This is a genomic window from Cobetia sp. MMG027, assembly GCF_027947415.1.
GTDB classification, from domain to species: Bacteria; Pseudomonadota; Gammaproteobacteria; order Pseudomonadales; family Halomonadaceae; genus Cobetia; species Cobetia marina.
Window position 1 is genome coordinate 367532 of record NZ_JAQJIO010000001.1, and the last position, 16427, is coordinate 383958.

Here is a 16427-nt window from a genome sequence, read left to right on the forward strand (position 1 = left end):
AAGCATGGAGAGTCGAGAGTCACGCATGCTTAGGGTTATTGGAGGGATACCACTAGCAAGTGCATGATATGTGAGTGTTATATCTGGGATGGGGTTGAAGAAAAGTGAAATCATCTGCCTGGTCGTGCAGGCGGTGCAGCCGAATCGCTGCCTGTGGTCAGAGCGATACCAGGCGCGCCAAGAAGGCGTTGGAGAACGCCACATCATTTGCCAGATCGAGAGTTATCTCTCGTATTTCCTCTGACAGGCTCACACACTCACTCATGGGGGCCTGAGCATGTAGCGCGCCATTCATTTCAATCGTGGGTAGTTCTCCGCTTGTGCCAGGATTGTTGGAGCCTATCGAATCATTGGCTGGATAGACGTTTGGGGCGGGTAGTGTCAGGGAAGAGAAGGGATCCAGTTGGATCGCAGCATGCTCGTCGGGCAAGTCGTCAAAAAGCCGGTAGGCGTAGTGCCGTAATGTGCTTTCGTTGAGCGCATAGAAATAGCACGCATCATCCTGTGCATGTCGACGCCGAATGATTCGGCCCAGTACCTGGCGAAAATACTGCTCGGTTCTGACGTGGCTGAGGTAGCAACATACTTGCAGGCGGGGAATGTCGATCCCTTCACTGACCATGTTGACGGAGACAATCCACGAGGTATGGCCGTAGCGAAACGCCTCAAGTTGTGCGTGCGCTCCTTCCGTCTGGCTGGTTACTAGGCACACCGTCTGTCCCATCTGTTTCAGACAATCAGCGATGTCTTCTGCATGAGAAATGTTGGATGCCACCACCAATCCTGCGGCGGTCGGGTCTTTCTCCTGAAGCTGTCGCAAGCGTTGGCAGCTGACGTCCAGCAAATGCTGCTGAGGTCCGGGGTGACGCAGCAAGGCGGCGTAATGCACCCCTGGGTGACGCAGCAAGGCCGGGATGCTTTGGTAATACAGTGTCTCGTGCTGCGCCTGCTTCTCAGCCACCAGACGTATGTCGTCGTTATCTATTAAATAGATCTGGGGAGTACGGCAGACATCATCTTGGATGGCATCACGCAGGGGATAAGTGAAGTCTGGGATCAGCGCGAGGCGGTCACTGTCCGCCGATGGCAGGGTTGGCACCGATGGCTCGGACGCTGAGGCGTCTTCATGGCTCGGTGCCATATAACGCAGCATCGGAAGGCAACTGCCATCAGTGCGCCAAGGAGTGCCTGACAAGGCGAGCGTAAAGCGAACATCGCGCTCCAATGCCAAGAGCGCCAATCCCCATTGATTGGCGCCGGTGGCTGCCGAGCTGGTGTAGGTGTTTTTTGCGGCGCACGCTGTCGCGCCGGCGGCATGGTGGCTTTCGTCCCAGACCAGCAGTACACGCCCTTGGCGACAGAGTTGCTTGAGGTCCTCCAGGCGGAAGCTGAGCGCTTGATAGGTCAGCGCGATACCGATGTCCCCCAGCCTGCCCTGCATGGGCCGCCCCAGAATTTGCGAAAACGTCTCGCGTGCACGCTCCACCACGGCAGAGGTGGGGCCGAGATAGATGAGGTGATCAATGCTCCCGTTGAGAATCAGCTCCTCAGCCAGGACGGCGGCCATCAGCATCTTGCCCGCACCCGGGGTGGCCTGGCACAGGAAATGGGGCCGCTGATCCGAAAGCCGTTGAAGCGCTGTCTCAATACAACGCGCTTGCCAGGCTCTGAGTGTTGGGCTTGTCAGAGAGGGCAGTAATCGATTGATCTGACGCGGTGTCATGAGGCACCTCCAGCATGGCGTTTTGCAGAGAGCGCCAGCACGGCAGCCAGTTGTCCCTGGAGTTCGCAAGCGCGCTGAATTGCATCCTCCTGAAGTGGAGCGATGTCGGGTTTCGCCTCCGGATAGTCCTTTGCCAATTGATAGAGGTGCTCGGCTTCCGCCCTCGCGGCCCGCATGGATTTTTTCAAGGCTCGACGTTGTTCCTGCAGTGCTGCATCGAGCGGTAGGTGCGATGTGCTGTCGGTTTTCGACGTGGGCAGTTCCTGTCGATTGCTCGGCAGTGGGATATCCGGTGAGCGCTCCGAAGTGCTATCGATGAGTTGATAGACACGGCGACGCTTGCCGATGGTGTCGGATTGTACAACGTGACCATCAATGACCAGGCGATCGATCAAGTCACCGACACGCTGCAGGACAATAATGGGTTTATAGCCCGCCAACTCTGGATGTTTCATCAGCTCGTTGCGGCAGCTGACTTTCGTGAAATGAGTCGGTTTATCCTTCAAGGCTTTAAGCCACTTCTGGAAGTGCTGTTTGATCAACTGTCCTCGCCGATAAGCTGCGGCAGTCGAGGAATCTTGGAATGTGGGAGTGCTCGAGGTGTGAGGGGGAGGAGAGCGACGCTGGCTCTCTGAGGTGACGGTAGATGACGAGTCGTGTGACACCGAAGTCCCAGGCGTCTGGGAAGACTCGGCTATTGCCTTGCCCGTAGCAGAGGGCGCAAGAGGAGTAGATGAGGGTGTTGGTGTGGTGTGAGAAGAATTCGAGGTCATGACAGCACCTCGCTGCAGTCGCCAACGACGCGTGCGCGACAGTCTTGGGAAGGGGGATCGGGATAGCCGCCATAGGGGGTAGGCAGATCGGGGCTACGCGGAGATGCCGTAGTCTGAATGACCATGGTTGAAGCTCCTAGAGTTGAGGAGCCGCACCCGCTGTCGCCAAACAGTGATGGGGGCGGCCGTACACGGGTTGGCGAACCGGCACTCTAGGAAACCGGCAGACCCGGAGGTCTCCCACGCACGACCGCCATAACGCATGGCAGACACAAAAAAAGCGCCTGTCATGGTCTGGGGCGCTGATGCGCCTAGAGGTATTCGAGTCGCCAAACCCGACCGAGGATTTTGCCTCGATAAACCAAATCTAGCAGATGAATGAGAGGCCGTAAATATCACCCGTCGGTTCGTTTCGTGCGCTACTTCATTTCGTCAGAGGCATTGGAGAATGTTGAGTGTCCGAGAACCATTGATCTGCCTTGGCTAGCGAGATGACTTGTCGACTGCTAAGCAGTGTGACCACGATGAGGGGAGAGCGGCCATGTGACAGCGTCATGAGCAATTTCTCTCTAATCCGTGGTAGGGCTGAGAAAGAAAACGGTGGAAAAGGAGCGTTCGCTCTGGAGTAGCCTCAATACCGCTAAAATTCGCCTCTGGCGTGGCACGTTGCCATGGCATTCCGTCGAGGGAATCGGGAGAATGCTGCCTTTCTTTCAGCCGCGTAGCGAATCGACAGTCATGACGGAGTTGGCGGATCGGCCTTTGGCCGGAATTGTTCTCAGATTGCTGTCCGGTGTGTTGTTCACCGGCATGATGGTGTGTGTGAAGGCGGTCAGCGAGGCGGTGGAAGTAGGGCAGACGGTGTTCTTTCGTTCGGCCTTTGCCTTGATTCCGATCATGATCTTCATGATGTGGCGCAAGGAGTTCCCGCGTGGTCTGGCGACCCGTCGACCGGGAGGGCATCTGCTGCGCTCCGGTTTTGGTGCGGCCGCGATGTTTGCCTCCTTTGCGGCGGTTGCCTTGCTGCCCATTTCGGAGGCGACCCTGCTGGCGCAGCTGACGCCGGTCATGATGGCCGTGGGTGGTGTGGTCTTGCTGGGGGAGCGGTTCAGTCGGCAACGGGCGTTGGCGCTGGGACTGGCCTTGGCGGGGGTATTGGTATTGATTCTGCCGTCGCTGAACCTCGAGAGCAGTACCGGCAATGTGACCGGCTACGTGCTGGGGGTACTCTCGGCACTGCTGACGACTGGCGCGTTGCTGACGGTGAGGCGTATCTCGCGTACCGAGACGGCCGGGGCGATCGCCTTCTACTTCATCCTGGTCTCGGCCTTGGCAGGCCTAGCGACGCTACCGATGGGGTGGGCGCCGCTTTCCCAGGAGGCGTTGGGACTGTTGGTGCTGTCGGGATTGTTCGGGGGGGCCGCGCATATCTGCATGACACTGGCATTGCGTTACGCTGAGGCGTCCCGCCTGGCACCCTTCGAGTATGTCGCGTTGCTCTGGCCGATTCTGGCGGACCTGCTGATCTTCCATGCCCCCATCTCGAGTGGCTTCCTGTTTGCCCTGCCCCTGATGCTGGCAGGAGCAGGGCTGGCCGCCTTCGAAGGGCGTCAGATCAGATGGCCTCTTCGACGATGAGCTGTGGCTGCCCCTGGGAGCAGGGCTCGATGCGGGCAGCCACGCGATAGACCTCACGCAGTCGCTCCGGGGTGACCACCTCAGCGGTCGGGCCGCTGGCGATGAGGCGGCCGTTCTGAAGCAGCATGGCCTGGTCCGTGAAGCGCAATGCCTGGCCCAGGTCGTGCAAGGCGGCAATGATCAGCATGCCTCGCTCGCGGGCGAGGCGGCGCAGAATGGTCAACAGCTGCAGCTGGCGATGCAGATCCAGTGCGGAGGTTGGCTCATCCAGCAGCAGAATCTCGGGTGACTGCACCAGCGCCTGGGCGGCCCCCACCAATTGGCGCTGGCCTCCACTCAGATCACTGATGTCCCGCTCGCCCAGCGCGCTGATTCCCAGATCGTCCAGTGCACGCTCTACCTCTGCCATGTCCTCAGGCTGAACCTTCAGGCTGCGCCCCTGCATGCGCGCCAGTAGTACCGATTCATAGACCGTCAACACGGCATTGACGCCGGTGTCCTGTGGCATGTAGCCGATGGGGCGCTGATGAGTCGCGCCCTCGACGCGTGCCTCCCCACCGCCGTCGATCAACCCGAGGATGCGCCGGAACAAGGTCGACTTGCCGGCGGCGTTGGGCCCCAGCAAGGCCACCACCTGGCCCCCTTCAAAGCAGGGCGTCGTGACCTCCGCCAGAATCTGGCGGCGACCATAGTGGGCGGACAAGCGATCAAGCGTGAGCGTTACCATGAGGATGACTTCTGTCGCAGGATGAGGAACAGGAAGAAGGGGATGCCGACCAATGAGGTGATGATGCCGATCGGGATCACCGTGCCTGGCAGGATGATCTTCGACAGCACCGAGCCGATCGAGAGAATCAGTGCCCCGCACAGGGCAGAGCCAGGCACGAAGAAGCGTTGATCTTCCCCCAGCAGCAGTCGCGCGATATGTGGACCGACCAGACCGATGAAGCCGATGGTGCCGACGAAGGCCACGGCGATGGCAGCCAGTAGCGAGACCAGTACCAGCACTTCCAGACGCAGCGCCTTGGGCTTGACCCCCATGCTTTCCGCCTTGGTATCCCCCAGGCGCATAGCCGTCAGTGCCCAGCCATGACGCGCCAGCAGCGGCAGCACGATCGTCAGAACGCCGAGCGAGACCCAGAACTTGGGCCAGGTGGCCTTGGTCAGGCTGCCCATGGTCCAGAAGACCACGGCGGCTACGGCCTGTTGGCTGGCGAAGAACTGGATCAGGGCCATCAATGAATTGAAGATGAAGACCATGGCAATGCCGAGCAGCACGATGGTCTCGATCGTCACGCCACGCTTCATGCTCAAGGCGTGGATGAAGAAGGCCGTGATCATGGCCATGACGAACGCATTGATCGGCACGACATAGTCGAGGGCCGCCGGGATGATCGCGACACCGAAGGCGAGTCCCAATGCTGCACCAAAGCTTGCGCCTGCCGAGATGCCCAGAGTGAAGGGGCTCGCTAGGGGGTTGCTCAGGATGGTCTGCATCTGGGCGCCTGCCACCGACAGGCTGGCACCGACCACCAGCGCCATCAGGGCGACGGGCATGCGGATTTCCCACAGGATGACACGCACCTGATTACTGACGGAGTCCGGTGAGATCAGTGCCGCGATGACCTCGTCGAGAGGGAAGCGTGCCGGACCGAGCGACAGGTCCAGACACAGACTCAGGAACAGTGCCACGCCCAGTGACACCAGAATCAGTTGTCGTTTGACCACCGAGGCGCGGTAGTGGCTCCCCCCTTGCGAGAGGGGAGCGGAAGAGGTGACATCATTCATCTTTCAGCGATACCCAGTAGCCAGGTGCGTAGTCCACGGGCAGGAAGCGTTCGTGCAGCTCCTGCATGGTGGCTTCCGGGTCAAGATCGGCAAACAGCTCCGGGTGGAACCACTTGGCCATCTTCTGAATTGCCACGAAGTAGTAGGGGCTGTTGTAGAACTGATGCCAGATGGCGTGGAAGTTGGCATCGTCGACGGCTTGAATGCCCGTCATGGCGGTGCGCTGGGTAAGAGCTTGAAGCTTCTCGCGAGCGAGATCCTGATCGGCCCCCGGGCCGACACCGACCCATTTACCGCCCGGCACATAGGCATCCCAGCTTCCCCCTGTCACGACGACATGTTCAGGATTGGCAGCGATGATCTGCTCGGGATTCAGGGTGCCAAAGGTGGAAGGAATGATGCCTTCGGCAATGTTGTGGCCGCCGGCCAGATCGACGTATTCACCGAAGTTGCCCGGCCCGAAACTCATGCAGCAGTCGTCGGAGTAACCGCCGGCGCGGTCAATGAAGACGTCAGGGCGCTGTGGGTCTTGCTTCGCGATGACATCGGTGACGCGTGCCATCTGCTCTTCGGTGTAGGCGATGAACGCCTCCGCCTTGTCTTCCTTGCCCAGCAACTGGCCCATCAGGCGCATCGACGGCGTGGTGTTCTCGAGTGGATCCTCGCGGAAGTCGACATAGACGATCGGGATGTCCAGCTGTGCCAGCTTGTCGTCATAGGCTGCGTCCTCGGTTGCCTGACGCGCTTCCAGATTCATCAGCACCACATCCGGCTTCAGGGCTGCTGCCTGCTCGACATCGAAGGTGCCATCCTTGAAGCCGCCGAAGGTCGGAATCTTCTCGAGTTCGGGGAAGCGCTCGGCATAGTGGGCATAGTTGTCCGGATCCGCCTGAGAGAAGTCCTCACGCCAGCCTACTACCTTGTCGAAAGGAGCCTCGGGCTCCAGTGCGCCCAGCAGATAGACTTGGCGACCTTCGCCCAGAATCATGCGCTCGACCGGGGTGTCGAGGGTGACTTGCCGGCCGGCGATATCGGTCAGGGTGATGACTTCGGCAGAGACGCTGTTGCTTACCGCGAGTAACAACCCGCAGGCGGCGGTGGTGAGAAAGGGCTTCATGTTGTGCTCGTTGAGAAGTGGAGGGGCAACGCCAGCGATGGGGAGATGTTGACTTTTACACAGGAGCTCACATCATCAGCAGTTGCATATCATTATCATCAGCGTTGCGATTATGAAGTAATTCCCAATGAGCGTCGATATGGGCCCTGTTGTCTCGATTTTTCGTCAGTGCCGTTACCTGGTACTCCAAGAGGCAACGACATTGTGTGATGGTGTCGGCCAACGGCACCGGCCCCAGCAAGCGACGTTGTCTGGGGCCGACGAAGGCGGAAGAAGGGGGAGAGAAAATAGCGGTCAGCAGCACCTTACACCACGGGGATGGCTCCTCAGACGACGAGCGCTGCTTTCTGAACGTTTTGTGTCAGCAGTCCCCTCAGATGGCCAAGGCCACCAGGAAGCGAGAGACCATGTTGTAGGCGGCAACCGTGGCGACGGCTTCAACAGTCTGCTGTTCACCGAACAGGGTCTTGAGTGTCTCGATGATGGCGCCATCGACTTCCACCTGGCGGGTTGATTGATCTGTCAACGCCAGCAATGCACGTTCTTCTTCATTGAAACGAGATGAAATGCCTTCCTCACGCAGCGCATCACATTTTTCCTGTGTGCCGCCGGCCTCCAGGTAGGCGGGTTGGTGTACTTGCCATTCAAACTCGGCCCGATTGAGCACAGCTACGCGACACATGATCAACTCGCGATATTCCAGACTGAGCGTGAAGTCCTTGCGAACACGGCCTAGCAGCCCATTCCAGCCCGTGGCCAGGGGCACACTCTTGAGCAGATAGCGATCGATCCCGATCAGCTCTCGGTTGGGGCGGCGTGCTTGCATGCTTTCCAGCAGGTCAGCAGGGACGGCATCGCCGTCTTGCCAAGGAGTGACACGTGGTTTTGTCTTAAGACCTGCCGCCAGGGAGGGGGAGGAGGATAGGGTGGTGCTTGATTGCGGGAAGGAGTTTGACTGTGACATGGGGCTTCCTGTGTCTAGAAAAAAGCCATGCCCCGTGACGCACCCACGTCGTAGTGGTGCCTGTCGCAAGGTGCGGCAATGATGGTGGTAAGTGGCAATATGCGGAGATGGGCGATGCAGTAGGAGCATCGCCACGTGTTAGCTCTGAAATGGATTGCCTAGCTGCGCAGGTCAGTTGGTGCGATGTGGTCAGGGGCATGACCCGGTGGTCATTTGGCCGCGAAGATTTCCTTTACTTCCTTGTCGCGTACTTTCTTCGCCATGCCGGTCAACAGCACCTTGAACAGCAAGCCACTCACCAGGGTGGAGAGCGTCAAGGTGAAGAATCCGGCCAGGATCCAGTCCACCAGGACGAAGCCGCTATTCGTCAGGGTCGGGTGATAGAACACCATGCCAGCGAAGACCACCCAGTGGCTGATGCAGAAGAAGCATTGGAAGAGGTGGCCGATCATGTGGCCAAAGCGTTGTGCGTACTGACGCAACGGTGCGAACAGCTCACCCTGGGTGATCGAGATCGCGATACTGCTGGCCGCCAGGGCCATCACCAAGCAGGTCCATAGCGCGTTCAGCGTCTCGGGGGAAAATACGGTAGTCATGTGGATCCTTGTGTGTCTTCGTCAAACTGACGAGTGAGGAAAAGTGAGTGGGTCGTGCTCAATGTCTGTCGATGCGGGTGTCTGGTTATCTCTCAGCCTTCCGTCTAGCGTGCGGTCAGCATCCGGTTGACACCTTGGGTGGCAGCATCGATGGCGCCCGCGAGGTGGCCCGGGAATTGCGGCGACCATTCACTGGCAATGCCGAACAGGTGTTGATGCCATGGACCATCATTCGCTTCCGGTGGCGGGACCGAGACATGGGATGCCACGTCTTCCAGGTCTGCCGGGCTCGCGATGAATGGGGAGGTAGCCCAGTCCTTGAGGACATCGCTTTGGGGGCTGGCCGCCTGAGGGCCAAACAGGCGACCCAGCTGTGCGCGGCAGTGCTGACGTAATGCCTCCGGCGTGATCTGACGTCGGTAACCAGCCGGTACTCCCACGAATCCGAAGAGTGCACCTAAGCCTTCCATTGGACTGGCATCGTGAATCTCCACCATCGGGCCACGTGCGCTGCGTGCGGTACCGGACAAGCCGGTCTCGCGCCAGAAAGGACGATCGTAGACCGCGAGATACTTGGCATGGGGAGCCATCCAGGTCGCGGTCTGCTGCCACTGTGTCGTCAAGGCGCTCGGGAGTGCCGGCGTGAATTGGATATGCTGGAGTGCCTGGCGTGGCGGAACAGCCAACAAGACCTGCTCCACCTCATAGTTCATGCGATGTCCGCTGCCATCCTCTGCGCTCAGCGCAATCCCGTCTGGCAAGCGCTCGAGGTGACGGACGACCTTCCCAGTCAATACCTTGTCCGCGGGAATATCGCGACGCAGTCGCTCGATCAGCGCCTCCATTCCTCCCACCATACGCATGGCGGTCAGCGAATCCCTGATGCCAGCGGTGCGCAGAGGTTTCTTGTCCGTGGCGCGCTCGAGGAGGCTGGCGCCTGCCGTTTGTTGTGCAAAGCACTCCAGGTCCAGTGTCTGTATCAGCTGTTCCATCTCGCGCTGATGCTCAGGCCAGAACCAGGTCGGCCCCAGGTCCAGGCGCCGACTCGTACCGGTGTCGACGCCTGCTGGCTGCAGGGACGCGATCCTTCCTCCCGGGGCTGACTGAGCCTCCAGCACGAGGTAGTCCCGCATGCCTCGGCGTTCCAGCAGCCAGGCCGCATACAGGCCTGCAAGTCCGGCACCAATGATGATGACTCTTGATGAGTGCTGACTCATGGCGTCTCCTGAATGGCCAGATGGCCTGTCTTGAGGTAGAAGGTCACCCCCTGTGTACCGGCGGAAAGCATCAGCGGTTCGCTGGGTGGCAAACGCAGCCAGCTGCCAGCAGGGCAGGCCCCGTGCCCCGGGTGCAGGCAGCCCTCCAACACGAGAAGTTCGGCACCGCCAGTGTTTGTCATCAGCGGGAGCTCGGCATGTGGCGCCAAGCGCTGCAGACTCACCTGCTCGGTGGCACTGGTATACAGTGGGCAGATCTCCCGGCCATTTTGCTCATGCCAGTTGGCCGGATCCCGCGTGTTGATGCGTACTGCCTCATGCTCCTCGGACGGCATCTGTCGCAGCTTGACGAAGATCACGCAGCCGTCGGTGCTGCTGGGAGTGTGTCGCGAATCTGGCGGGTTGCGCAGGTACCAGCCTGCAGGAAAGTGGAGCGAGCCATTTTCCGTGAAGGTGCCGGACAGCACGAGAATCTCTTCGCCTTGTGGATGCTCATGCGCTGAAAAGTGGGAGTCTGGTGCATATCGGACCAGGCTGGTGGCCCGTGCCTTCTCCTCCCCGATACGATCCAGCATCATGCGTTCGACGCCTCCCTCGGGGGACGGAACCCACTGGTAGTGATCGGGTGTGATGCTGGCACGTTGTGAGAAGTCGGCATTGAGGCGCATGTAGAGCATCTCCACGTAGGCGAAAGGGGAAGAAAATCTTTTTCAATGTCTGGCGGTCATCACACTCGAGCGTCATGGCATGAGCAGGACTGGACACATACCGGCAAGGTGTCACGATCGGTGATTGCGGGTATTCTGGAAGCTGGTTGCCCATTCAACAAACGAGATTAACTAGGCAGTAGGGAAAGAAAAACTTTATCGCCATGACATCACCCAACCATCTGAATGCCTTGCGTGCCTTCGAAGCGAGCGCCCGCCACAAGAGCTTTGCCGCTGCGGCAGAGGAACTGCACGTGACTCCTGCCGCTGTCGGCCAACTTGTGCGGGGATTGGAGGAGTGGCTGGGTGACTCGCTGTTTCATCGTGCCAACAGCGGCAAGACACGCCTTGTCCCGACAGAGCTTGCAGAGCAGGCGTTGCCGGACATCCGCGCCGGGTTCGAGAAGCTGTCACTCGGGGTGGAGCGCCTCAAGGATGGCACTCGGCGTAGCGTGCTGACAGTGACGGTCAGTCCCGCCTTTGCCGCCAAATGGCTACTGCCGCGACTGCATCGTTTTCAGGCGGCGTGGCCGGACATTGATGTGCATCTGGACACCAACCACAAGCCGATCGATTTCTCGCGGGAGCGGGTGGATATCGGGGTACGCTACGGGCCAGGCAAGTGGAAGGGCGTGGTGGCGCAGGAGCTGATGCATGAAGCAGTCTATCCCGTCTGCTCGCCACAATTGTTGCGTGACCCTCATCGCCTGCAAAGTCCCGCAGCACTTCTGGACGAGACCCTGATCCATGATTTGTCCATGGAAGGCTATGACGGCTTTCCCTCGTGGGGCGGCTGGTTCAGGAAGGCTGGCCTCACTGATGCCGATTCATCGCGTGGTCTGCAGATCAACAACTCTGCCGCAGTGCTGCAGGCCGCGATCGATGGTCAGGGCATTGCGTTGGCACGTGGTGTCATGGTTCACGATGACATTGTATCGGGGCGTCTGATCAGGCTGTTTGATGAGGTGATGTGTGCCTCTTCCCTGGCTTATTACGTGATCCACCGACCCGAGGTCACTCATGTGGCCAAGGTACAGGCATTCCGGGAATGGTTGCTGGAAGAAGCCGGGCTCAGTTGCCGAATACCCTCGGCGCCAGCGTTGTGAGTGGCTTTGCGGTCAAAAGCAAGTCTGGAGGAGTATGTAAGGTCCCTGAGTCCTCTGATGAAAAGGAAAAGTGATAATCCCTTTTTTACTGCATCCGGTTGAATAGCAAACCCGTATCTCCCTGCATCGAACGCGAGATGTCATGAGCAGCCCGTGCAACACGCTGACCTGACAGCCTTGTCGGAATACTTAATCGACTTCTATCACGAAGTGATGCAATTGGAGATATCAGTATGCAGCAGGGTTCTCAGGCAGTGAATCAGGGACGTTATGGTTACTACGTCGGTGTATTTGGCGTAGTGCTCCTGCTCTTGTGGCTGGGTATCTACAAGTTTACGCCCACGGAGGCGGGATTGATCGAGCCGCTGGTGGCCAATCACTTTGCCATGAGCTGGTTGTATGACGTGATGTCAGTCCAGATGGTTTCCAATCTAGTCGGGCTGTCAGAGATACTGGTGGCGATCGCCATGATCGTCGGACTGAAGTATCGCCAGGTGGGCTACTATGCAGGGATTGCCGGCAGCATCATCTTCCTGTCCACCCTGAGCTTTCTGTTCACGACACCTGATGTCTGGAAGGTCACGGATGGCGTACTGGTCGCCAACTTCTTCCTGGTGAAGGACATTCTCTTCCTGGCAATTTCCGTCAGCATGGTGGAAAGAAATCGACCGATCAACGCTGAGTGATTTCTCTCTATTAAGCCTCAAGGCGCCCGGCAATATTGCCGGGCGCTTTTTGCTTGGCTCACGTCTGGCCTGGCGGGTCATCAGCCAGTCACATTAATGAGCTGGGTCACGACCCACTGATGCAGCGGGTCGTCGTTATAGCGAGGGTGCCAGGCGGCGGTGACATCAAAGGGCTCCGGTAACGCTTCGAGTGCCAGCTCTACCAGCTCACCTCCAGTGATCGCTCTGGCAGGGAGAAACGCTACTGAATCTGTGGCTTCCAAGTAAGCAGGGACGACCGAGAAGCAGGGGGCGGAGATCGCGATATTGCGGGCAAGGCCCTGCGCCTTGAACCAGTCATCCAGCGAGCCCTTCAGGTTTGGGCGTGAGGGCGAGGCAATGATGTTCGGATGGCGGGCAATGTCCGCAAGTGCCACGGATTGATCAGCGATCGAGGAGTGCTTCGAGGTCATGCACACATGACGATCGGAGAAGAGGTGCCGGCTGGGGTAGGACTCTGGAAGATAATCGGGAAAGGCGATGGCGAGGTTGACGTGATTGCTCTCCATCAAGGCATGCAGAGTATCGATCTCGAAGTCTCTCACCACGATCTTGAGTTCCGGGGCTTCGCGACGTAGTTCGGCCAGCAGGGCTGGCAGCACGATCTGCTGCGCGTAGTCGGTGGCGGAAATGACGAAGGTGCCCTGCACGGCTGCCGGGTCAAACTCCTGTGGAGTGAGCAACCTCTGTAGCTCGAGGAGGATCCCGTCGACCTTGGGTGCCAGTGATTGCGCAAGAGGCGTCGGTACCAGGCCGTGCGTCTTGCGCAGGAACAGGCGGTCGCCAAAGATATCGCGCAGCTTCTTGAGTTGTTCGCTCACTGCCTGTTGTGTCAGCCCCAACTGTCCTGCGGCCCTGGAAGCATTCTGCTCGCGAAGCAACGCCTGAAAGACGCGCAGTTGCTTGATGTCCAATCGTTCCAGCTTTGCCATGGTGTGCCTCGTGAGATCAGTGCATCAGAACTGCCGCGCTGTCGTGTCAGTGATACCAATATAGCTTGTATCATCTACACGAAACGATTGTTTCTGTTTGTATTTTTGCCTTTCTACACTGTGCGAACTCGAAAGACACACCACCTTTCAACCACAGGGGAAGCGCAATATGAAAACCGTCATCGTGATAGGTGCACTGGGCAAGATGGGGCAAGCGGCACTGAGCGGACTGAAAAACCACAAGGTGATCACTGCAGGGCGTTCCGGGGAGGTCGATCATATCGTCGATATCACGGATGAGCAGTCGATCATCAATCTCTACGAGCAGGTCGGGCACTTTGATGCGGTAGTCAATACTGTCGGCTACTGCGAGTACGCGACATTTGACGAGATGAGTGAATCCCAGTGGATGACCACCGTGATGAGCAAGATGATGGGCCAGATCAATCTCGTTCGGGTCGGTCAGCGCTACATTGCCGAGGGCGGTTCATTCACTCTGATCAGCGGTATTCTCAACGTGAAGCCGATACCCATGGCGATCGCGGACGCCACCACCAGCGGTGCGATCGATACCTTCGTCAAATGCGTTGCCTACGAACTACCGCGTGGCATTCGCATCAACGCCATCAATCCCACCGTGCTGGAAGAGGCCTGGGAGGTGTATGGCGAGATGATGCCGGGCTTCCAGCCAGTGCCGAGCGCATTGGTCGGCAAGGCGTTCGAGCGCTCCGTCGATGGGTTCATCACTGGAGAAGTGATCTTTGTGGATGCCTGATGGGGGCTGATAAAGGCACCTGTCATCGTGACTGGTGAACTGCATTGATGCTCGGAACTGAAACGCAACAAGGGGAGCCTCGGCTCCCCTTGTTGCGTAAGCATGAATGGATCTGGTCGAGGGTCAGAAGTCCATGGTCAGCCCAAGGTTCAACCGTCGGCCATCCAGCACCACGCCGTAGGTGTCATTGGTGACTTCCTTGTCAGCGATATTGTAGAGGCCAGCCTTGACGCGAGCGTTCTCGTTCAAGGCATAGACGACACCTACATCGAAGAAGGTATAGCTGGGCGTGCCTTCGCTCATGCTGGTACGTGACAGGTAATCACTGGTTTCGCCACGGTAGTTCCCCTGTGCCCACAGGTTCAGGTCGTAAGTCGCTTGCCAGTCCAGCCCGACGTTGAGCATATGTTCCGGGACCTTGTTCAAGGGCTCGCCCTTGAACTCACCACTTTTTTGCTCGGAGTCGGTGTAGGTGTAACTGGAACTCAGGTTCACGCTAGGAGTGATGGCATAGTCCAGTGACAGCTCGATCCCCTGCATGACGGCTTCGTCGATGTTGCGATAGGTGCTGACGAAATAGTAGTCAGTGCCGGCATAGCTGCACTCGCGGAAGGCGGGATCTGAGAAACCTGCATCCGGGCCTTGGCAGAGGCGATCTTCAGAGATCTTGTCCTTGAACTGGGTGTAGAACAGGGTAGCACCGGCACTGAGCGTCCCTGACTGGTTCTGGAAGACGGTGCCCAGCTCGTAGTTGGTGCTGGTTTCCGGGGCCAGCTCCTCGTTGCCGATGATGATGGCACTGCCCTGGCCAGTTCGACGTCCAAAGCCCTCTGTCGCCGAGGAAAGACTCGGCTGGCTGTAGCCCGTAGAGACCCCGCCCTTGAGTGTCCATTGCGGGTCAAGATGGTAGTTGGCGTAGACGCGTGGCGAGAGGTGGCCCCCAAACAGTTCATCGTCGTCGTAGCGGATTCCGGTGGTGACGTTGAGATCTTCGGTGAGACTCCATTCCATCTCAACGAATAGCGCGGCAATCCAGCGATCGACGTTATCAACAGCCCCCGGGACATTTGAGGCCAGTAGACCATTGGTCTCATCGGTCAGCTGCTCGAATTTGTACTGACCGCCGAAGGTCAGCATATGGTCGCCCCAGAAGTATGTAGTCTGGTTGTTGAGCGTGGTGACTTCTTCGCGCTTTTCGTCATCGGAATCCAGCACGTTCTCCGAGATGTCGTGCTGCAGATAGGTGTCCGTGAGGAAGCTGCCGTAACTTCCCTTGTGACCCAGGGTGTAGACATCCTTGTCGTAGCGGTAGCGACTGGTCTCGGAGTCGTCTGCGATACTCACGCCAGCATTGTGGGTATATTCCTTCTTGGACGCGGTATAGCCGAGCGTGAACGCATTATCCTCATCTGGGGTCAGCGTGAATTCGGCTCCTCCTTGACGTGTGTCGCTGTCGGGCATGCTTTCAGCATTGTCGCTACCGCCCTGGTAATCGCTTTCTTCATAACCGGTCCAGTTTCCGTGGACCTTGAGACCGAGCAAGCCTTCGATGAGCGGCCCGCTGGTATAGAAGCTCAGTTGCTGCCCGTCATTGCTGATGTCGTTGAGCGAATGGGTGTATTCCGTCGTGATAGATCCCGACCAATCATCCGCCACTTTTTTTGTGATGATGTTGATGACGCCGCCCATGGCTTGTGAGCCGTACAGCGATGACATCGGCCCGCGAATCACTTCCACTCGCTCGATCATCGAGATCGGGGGGAGGCCGATCTGCTTGCCTTCATCATTGCCATTGGTATTGACGGAGCGGCCAGCCGAGAGAGGGCGGCCATCGATCATGTAAAGCGTGTAGCTGTTGTCCATCCCTCGAATACTGATGTCCTGAGAATTCCCACCCCCCGTAACATAGACGCCAGGCACATTATCCATGGCATCGGTGATGTCCGTGTACGACTGCTTGTTGAGCTGCTCGCCGGTAATGACCGAGATACTGGCAGGGGCATCCGAGATCACCTGTTCGTAGCCGGAAGCTGTCACCACCACCGGTTCCAACTGGCTGGAATCGTCAGCCTGTGCGCCAGTAGGTAGACACGCGGCGGTGATACCGATAGCCAAGGCTGGTCGAGCAAAGGGGAGTGCGGGGGCTGTCATGTTCCTGAATCCTTGAGATCGCGATTATGTCGTTATTGGGCCACGAGGTTTTTAGGGTTGTGGGCCACTGAGTGCTCTGTTGACGTCGACTTCGGGTAGGGAATGCGACAGGCACCATCGCAACAGTGTCGATCTTTTATTCATATTTACGAAAACAAATGATAAACATTCGTATTTTTTAGTTTAGGTGTGTTTCTTTGTCGTCAGGGTTGCGT

Annotated in this window: 16 protein-coding genes; 4 read left to right on the plus strand and 12 right to left on the minus strand. The window is 58.3% G+C overall.

What is annotated here, in order from left to right; all coding sequences use genetic code 11:
• Positions 1 to 157 precede the first annotated feature (157 nt).
• Positions 158 to 1723, minus strand: coding sequence for a DEAD/DEAH box helicase (locus PJK54_RS01580; RefSeq protein WP_271302046.1), 1566 nt, complete (start codon positions 1721 to 1723; stop codon positions 158 to 160).
• The gene (locus tag PJK54_RS01585) at positions 1720 to 2265 is read right to left on the minus strand and encodes a hypothetical protein (RefSeq protein ID WP_271302047.1); all 546 of its coding nucleotides are present in this window, start codon (positions 2263 to 2265) and stop codon (positions 1720 to 1722) included. The genes PJK54_RS01580 and PJK54_RS01585 overlap by 4 nt, the downstream gene beginning before the upstream one ends.
• A 969-nt stretch (positions 2266 to 3234) precedes the next feature.
• On the opposite strand from PJK54_RS01585, the gene PJK54_RS01590 reads away from it, so the two are divergent.
• Entirely contained in the window at positions 3235 to 4134 is a 900-nt protein-coding gene (locus PJK54_RS01590) for a DMT family transporter (RefSeq protein WP_271302048.1), read from the plus strand.
• Here the strand turns inward: PJK54_RS01590 and PJK54_RS01595 are convergent.
• The 8 genes from PJK54_RS01595 to PJK54_RS01630 all read right to left on the minus strand — a co-directional run bounded on the left by PJK54_RS01595 (position 4112) and on the right by PJK54_RS01630 (position 10484).
• Positions 4112 to 4861, minus strand: coding sequence for an ABC transporter ATP-binding protein (locus PJK54_RS01595; RefSeq protein ID WP_271302049.1), 750 nt, complete (start codon positions 4859 to 4861; stop codon positions 4112 to 4114). The two genes, PJK54_RS01590 and PJK54_RS01595, sit on opposite strands and share 23 nt — an antisense overlap.
• Positions 4855 to 5922, minus strand: coding sequence for a FecCD family ABC transporter permease (locus PJK54_RS01600; protein WP_271302050.1), 1068 nt, complete (start codon positions 5920 to 5922; stop codon positions 4855 to 4857). Before PJK54_RS01600 ends, PJK54_RS01595 begins: the two co-directional genes overlap by 7 nt.
• Positions 5915 to 7039, minus strand: coding sequence for an ABC transporter substrate-binding protein (locus PJK54_RS01605; RefSeq protein ID WP_271302051.1), 1125 nt, complete (start codon positions 7037 to 7039; stop codon positions 5915 to 5917). Before PJK54_RS01605 ends, PJK54_RS01600 begins: the two co-directional genes overlap by 8 nt.
• Before the next feature lie 67 nt (positions 7040 to 7106).
• Positions 7107 to 7343, minus strand: a complete 237-nt coding sequence (locus PJK54_RS01610) for a hypothetical protein (RefSeq protein WP_271302052.1) — start codon at positions 7341 to 7343, stop codon at positions 7107 to 7109.
• Between the two features lie 69 nt (positions 7344 to 7412).
• Positions 7413 to 7865: a carboxymuconolactone decarboxylase family protein gene (locus tag PJK54_RS01615; RefSeq protein ID WP_271302053.1), complete on the minus strand. Its 453-nt coding sequence runs from the start codon at positions 7863 to 7865 to the stop codon at positions 7413 to 7415.
• A 347-nt stretch (positions 7866 to 8212) separates the two neighbouring features.
• Entirely contained in the window at positions 8213 to 8599 is a 387-nt protein-coding gene (locus PJK54_RS01620; RefSeq protein ID WP_271302054.1) for a DUF1360 domain-containing protein, read from the minus strand.
• 104 nt (positions 8600 to 8703) lie between these two features.
• Positions 8704 to 9816, minus strand: coding sequence for a flavin monoamine oxidase family protein (locus PJK54_RS01625; RefSeq protein WP_271302055.1), 1113 nt, complete (start codon positions 9814 to 9816; stop codon positions 8704 to 8706).
• Positions 9813 to 10484 (minus strand): cupin domain-containing protein, encoded by a 672-nt coding sequence (locus tag PJK54_RS01630; RefSeq protein ID WP_271302056.1) that lies wholly within the window; start codon positions 10482 to 10484, stop codon positions 9813 to 9815. The genes PJK54_RS01625 and PJK54_RS01630 overlap by 4 nt, the downstream gene beginning before the upstream one ends.
• A 203-nt stretch (positions 10485 to 10687) precedes the next feature.
• On the opposite strand from PJK54_RS01630, the gene gcvA reads away from it, so the two are divergent.
• Together gcvA and PJK54_RS01640 are read left to right on the plus strand one after the other, a co-directional pair.
• The gene (gene gcvA / locus PJK54_RS01635; RefSeq protein ID WP_271302057.1) at positions 10688 to 11629 is read left to right on the plus strand and encodes a transcriptional regulator GcvA; all 942 of its coding nucleotides are present in this window, start codon (positions 10688 to 10690) and stop codon (positions 11627 to 11629) included.
• 233 nt (positions 11630 to 11862) lie between these two features.
• Positions 11863 to 12315 carry a DUF417 family protein gene (locus PJK54_RS01640; RefSeq protein WP_271302058.1) on the plus strand — a complete coding sequence of 151 codons (453 nt, stop codon included), beginning with the start codon at positions 11863 to 11865 and terminating at the stop codon, positions 12313 to 12315.
• Positions 12316 to 12395: 80 nt separating this feature from the next.
• Here PJK54_RS01640 and PJK54_RS01645 read toward each other — a convergent pair whose 3' ends face one another.
• On the minus strand, positions 12396 to 13286 hold the full coding sequence (locus tag PJK54_RS01645; RefSeq protein ID WP_271302059.1) for a LysR family transcriptional regulator: 891 nt from the start codon (positions 13284 to 13286) through the stop codon (positions 12396 to 12398).
• 169 nt (positions 13287 to 13455) lie between these two features.
• Between PJK54_RS01645 and PJK54_RS01650 the strand changes: the two genes are divergently transcribed.
• Positions 13456 to 14061 carry a short chain dehydrogenase gene (locus tag PJK54_RS01650; protein ID WP_271302060.1) on the plus strand — a complete coding sequence of 202 codons (606 nt, stop codon included), beginning with the start codon at positions 13456 to 13458 and terminating at the stop codon, positions 14059 to 14061.
• A gap of 123 nt (positions 14062 to 14184) precedes the next feature.
• Here the strand turns inward: PJK54_RS01650 and PJK54_RS01655 are convergent, their stop codons facing one another.
• Positions 14185 to 16212, minus strand: a complete 2028-nt coding sequence (locus PJK54_RS01655) for a TonB-dependent receptor domain-containing protein (RefSeq protein WP_271302061.1) — start codon at positions 16210 to 16212, stop codon at positions 14185 to 14187.
• Between the last annotated feature and the right edge of the window lie 215 nt (positions 16213 to 16427).